This is a genomic window from Schnuerera sp. (genome assembly GCF_035459645.1).
Taxonomy (GTDB): Bacteria; Bacillota; Clostridia; order Tissierellales; family Tepidimicrobiaceae; genus Schnuerera.
On record NZ_DATHXO010000487.1, the window covers coordinates 1 to 4413 of the forward strand.

The 4413-nt window shown below is 28.7% G+C and carries 6 protein-coding genes; 2 read left to right on the plus strand and 4 right to left on the minus strand.

Annotated features, from left to right (window positions below):
* Positions 1–187 precede the first annotated feature (187 nt).
* Together VK998_RS11495 and VK998_RS11500 are read left to right on the plus strand one after the other, a co-directional pair.
* Positions 188–691 carry an ECF transporter S component gene (locus VK998_RS11495; protein WP_325228446.1) on the plus strand — a complete coding sequence of 168 codons (504 nt, stop codon included), beginning with the start codon at positions 188–190 and terminating at the stop codon, positions 689–691.
* The gene (locus VK998_RS11500) at positions 669–1403 is read left to right on the plus strand and encodes an AIR synthase related protein (protein ID WP_325228448.1); all 735 of its coding nucleotides are present in this window, start codon (positions 669–671) and stop codon (positions 1401–1403) included. The genes VK998_RS11495 and VK998_RS11500 overlap by 23 nt, the downstream gene beginning before the upstream one ends.
* An 83-nt stretch (positions 1404–1486) precedes the next feature.
* On the opposite strand, the gene VK998_RS11505 is transcribed toward VK998_RS11500, so the two are convergent.
* The 4 genes from VK998_RS11505 to VK998_RS11520 all read right to left on the minus strand — a co-directional run.
* A complete protein-coding gene (locus tag VK998_RS11505) occupies positions 1487–2236 on the minus strand; it encodes a peptidylprolyl isomerase (RefSeq protein WP_325228449.1) in 750 nt (249 codons plus the stop codon).
* 90 nt (positions 2237–2326) lie between these two features.
* Positions 2327–2899, minus strand: a complete 573-nt coding sequence (locus VK998_RS11510) for a hypothetical protein (RefSeq protein WP_325228451.1) — start codon at positions 2897–2899, stop codon at positions 2327–2329.
* Between the two features lie 89 nt (positions 2900–2988).
* Positions 2989–3189, minus strand: coding sequence for a hypothetical protein (locus VK998_RS11515; RefSeq protein ID WP_236911537.1), 201 nt, complete (start codon positions 3187–3189; stop codon positions 2989–2991).
* A 185-nt stretch (positions 3190–3374) separates the two neighbouring features.
* A partial coding sequence (locus tag VK998_RS11520; RefSeq protein ID WP_325228453.1) for an aminotransferase class V-fold PLP-dependent enzyme occupies positions 3375–4413 on the minus strand: 1039 nt, incomplete at its 5' end.

Sequence of the window (4413 nt, forward strand, 5' to 3'; positions counted from 1 at the left end):
GAAGGACAAATAATGGGTTCTGGTTCTCCTAAAAAGGTACTAACTTTTGACAATATAAAATCAGCTTTTTCAATCGATGTAGAATTACTTGATAATCCAATTACTAATATTCCTTATATTGTCCCTACTTTAAATAAAAAGAAACAGTTTCGTGTAGTTTAGTATAAAATATTAGGAGGTTGATAGTTTGAAAGAAAAAATAAATTCATCAAAACATATTAAAACCCTTACTATGGTTGCCATGCTTATAGCTTTAAGTGCGGTAGGTGCCCTTATAAAAGTTTTTAACACTGTTGCTTTCGATTCGATGCCAGGATATTTTGCTGCATTATATTTAGGAGGTTGGTATGGTGCTATTGTAATAAGTTTGGGTCATCTGCTTACAGCAATTACTTCTGGATTTCCTTTAGGTATTCCTATTCATATATACATAGCAATACAAATGGCAATATATGCATATATATTTAGATTTTGTTGTAAAAAATTTAATATATCTATTGGAATAATTGTTGCTACTATATTAAACGGTCCTATTTCTACTCTATTATTCGTACCTATATTTGGATGGGGATTTTTTATAGGATGGGTTCTTCCTTTGACAATTGCTTCATTTATTAATATATTTTTAGCTTCTTTAGTTTATAAGGGAATGGAAAAAATGGATGGTAATGTCTTTGATAGAAAGATATAGAGATTTAATCATTATTTATGAAAAGGACATTGCCTACGTTATCTCTTGTGATAGCTTAGGTGCAATAGGTAACAAGGATAATGATATCTTAAAAATAAATGAAGAAATGGTAGGAAGAACTACTATAAAAGTTGCTCTTTCGGAAGCTTTATGTGTTGGTGCAAAACCAATCGTTATATCTGATACTTTATCTGTTGAAATGAACCCTACAGGTAAAAAAATTATAAAAGGCATAAAAAGTGAACTTGAAGAAAATAAACTTTCAGATCTATTTTTAACAGGAAGTACTGAAGAAAATTTTCCTACATCTATGACAGGTGTAGGGATTACTGTAATATCTAGAGCAAAGATTTCTGATTTAAAAATTAAAAAAGTTAAGAAAGATATGTATATTTCCCTTTTAGGATATCCTCTTGTAGGAAATGAAGTTTTAAATTCTAAGGATGTACTTCAATTAAAAGATTATCTGGATATCTCTAATTCAAATGAGATAATAGAAGCAGTTCCAGTCGGCTCAAAGGGAATAAAATATGAATTAAGTATATTAGAAAAATTATCAGGTCTAAGGGTAAATAAAAGTTTCCCAGAACATATTGATGTACTGAAATCAGGAGGTCCATCAACTTGTTGTCTTATAGTGCATGAGAAAAAAATTCCTTATATTGTTAATTTGATAAACAAACCATTCTCCCCCATTGGAAGATTTATTTAAATATAAAGTCCTAGTTCTCTACATTTAAAGAAACTAGGACCTTATATTATTTTCTATTCTTTTTGTTTTCTGTATTTCAATTCTTAAAAATAAGTCTTTACATCATATTTATTTTTAAGTTCTTCTGCTTTATTTAAATATTTTTCCTGTTGTTTCATCATTACTAGTTGTTGGTTAATTTGGTTTTTTACTTCTTCCAAAGCGCTAATTCTAGATTCTTTTTTAGAACTTAATTTAATTATATGATATCCAAATTGGCTTTTTACAGGTTCGCTTATTTCCCCTTCTTCCATTGCAAAAGCAGCTTCTTCGAATTCTGGTACCATTTTACCTCTAGTGAATTCACCTAAGTCTCCACCGTTTTGTTTTGAAGGACAGCTAGAATACTTAGTAGCAGCATCTTCAAAAGATAAACCATTGTTAATTTCTTCTAATATTTCTTTTGCTTTTTCTTCATCATCAACTAATACATGGCTAGCTCGAGCAGATTCTGGAGTTTTGAAATATTCCTTATTCTCATTATAAAAATTCTGTATCTCTTCTTCAGATACTGAAATGTTTTCAAATAGTTTATTGATTGCATATTGTTTTAGAACATTTTCTTTTACACTTTCTAATTGACTTTTAAAATTTTCTTCCTTATCTAATCCATCTTCAACTGCCTCTAAATATAGAAGTTCTTGATTTACCAACTCAGTTGCCAATTTATTGATACCTTCTGGTGTATTAAACTGAGCTGCCGTTTGTGGAGCTAACTGATTTAAGAAATTATATACTTCTTTATCAGTTATTTCTTTTCCATTAACTGTTGCTAATACTTTGTTTTCACTCATATTTTAATTCTCCTTTTGGTTTATTTGTTAACCTTCTCGACTTATTGAACGTATCATATGAAAATTTCCATGTCAAGCAAGATTATAATTTTAAACTAAACTAATAGCGAATAATGTAGAAAAAATCCCTACTAATGTCCCTAAAATCAATTCTCTTATACTATGTCTTTTTAAATTTATTCTAGACCAATATATTACCGGTATTATTAAAAAAAGCCATAACATCTTTGTTCCAACTAGATCAACTAACAAAGTAATAGGTCCAGATACACCGCAAGCATGTCCACTAGCTTTAATCTTTAATACCTTATTTACAAAGGTTAAAAATACTCCTGATGATAAATAAGCCATAAATATTTTTTTGACCAATACTGGTGCGCCATAATAAAAGGTAAGAATTGAGCCAATTACATAACTTATGACAGCAAATATAAAAGCTAACTTTCTTTCGATTTTTCTTCCCTGTTTTTTAAATCTTGGTACCATCCTATGAACTGGGTAGGCAAGCAATGGAATTACTGTTAAAAAAACAATAGAATATATAAGCCAACCAGTTTTAACAGATTGATCTATCCCATAAATAAAAGATAATAGTATAGTAAAGAAAGCTACTAATGGAACTACCGTTATAAGGCTAATAATTTTAGCAATTTTATATTTCATATTTGAAACATCTCCTTATGATTATATATGTTTATAGAAATAAATTAATCCAGTTGAAAATTTCTTTCACTGGATTTTAGCTACATTCTCTATTGTTGCACTAGCATATTATCTCTAAAAAATTTAATCATTCCATACTGTGCAAGAATCTCCATAAACTGAATATGTGGAGAAGCCTCTACATATCGACCATATTCTTCTGAAAGCTCTTCTTTAAAAAAATTGTCTAGTTCAGGATATCTACTCATATATTCTTTAAGTACCTTTTCTTTGCTTTTCAGTTTTACCATATTCTCACCTCAGTTTTAATTCAAATATATTTTATATACTTTAGCTATATAAATAGTGAATCTTTATTTTATTTTATTGTATAATATTTATTAATATAAATGCAATAAAATTATGAAAATAATCAAAAAATTAAAGCCTTAGTTTTCATTATTATAATAAAAACTAAGGCTTTATACATAGTCTATCAACCTTTTACTATCTTATTTATTGCGTCCACTGCATAATTTACATCTTCTATCGTATTAAAATGACTAAAACTAAATCTAACCGTACCCTTTGGAAAAGTTCCCAAAGTTTTATGAGCTGATGGTGCACAATGAAGTCCACATCTAGTCATTATGCCAAAGTCATTATATAGATTATAAGATACTTCAGCATTATCCATATGAGGAACATCTATTGATACTACTCCAGTTCTATCTTTTAAATCTTTTTTCCCAATAGTTTTCACTTCTTGGATATTTGAAATCTCTTCAATAAAGTGATTTACTAAAAGTAATTCTTTTTCCCTTATGGTCTTTACTTTTTCCTTTAAAATATATCTTAAAGAAGCGTTTAATCCATAAACTCCTGGAATATTCAATGTTCCAGCTTCAAATTTATCGGGCATATATTCAGGTTGTATTTCCTTATCAGATAAGCTACCTGTACCTCCTTCTATGAAAGTATCCAATACTGTCACCATATCATCATTTACAATAAAACCTCCAATTCCTTGAGGACCTAAAAGACCTTTATGCCCTGTAAATGCTATAGCATCAGCTCCTATATCTTTGTAATCAATATCTAAAAAGCCTGCTGTTTGTGCCGTATCAATGATAAAATATAATCCATTTTCTTTACATATAGATCCCACTCTTTTTAAATCTAAAATAGTACCACAAACATTTGAAGCATGGGTCATAACTACAGCTTTAGTATTGGGTTTAATATATTCTAATAAATCTTCAGGATTCAATTCTCCTAATTTATTGCAAGGGACTTTAGTAAATTCAACTCCTATTTTTACAAGGCTATTTAATGGTCTAGTAACTGCATTATGTTCCATTGATGATACTATTACATGGTCTCCTGTTTTTATCAATCCTTTTATCAATACATTAAGACTTTCTGTAATGTTTTTAGTAAATATTACATTTTCAACTTTATTATAGTTAAATAGTTCACATATTAATTCTCTAGTTTCAAAAATTATATTCTCAGCTTCAAAAGAACCCTTATAA

Bases quoted from the DNA above. Each gene is read 5' to 3' on its own strand.
- VK998_RS11500 (WP_325228448.1), top strand. From the start codon at position 669: ATGTCTTTGATAGAAAGATATAGAGATTTAATCATTATTTATGAAAAG.
- VK998_RS11505 (WP_325228449.1), bottom strand. From the start codon at position 2,236: ATGAGTGAAAACAAAGTATTAGCAACAGTTAATGGAAAAGAAATAACT.
- VK998_RS11510 (WP_325228451.1), bottom strand. From the start codon at position 2,899: ATGAAATATAAAATTGCTAAAATTATTAGCCTTATAACGGTAGTTCCA.
- VK998_RS11515 (WP_236911537.1), bottom strand. From the start codon at position 3,189: ATGGTAAAACTGAAAAGCAAAGAAAAGGTACTTAAAGAATATATGAGT.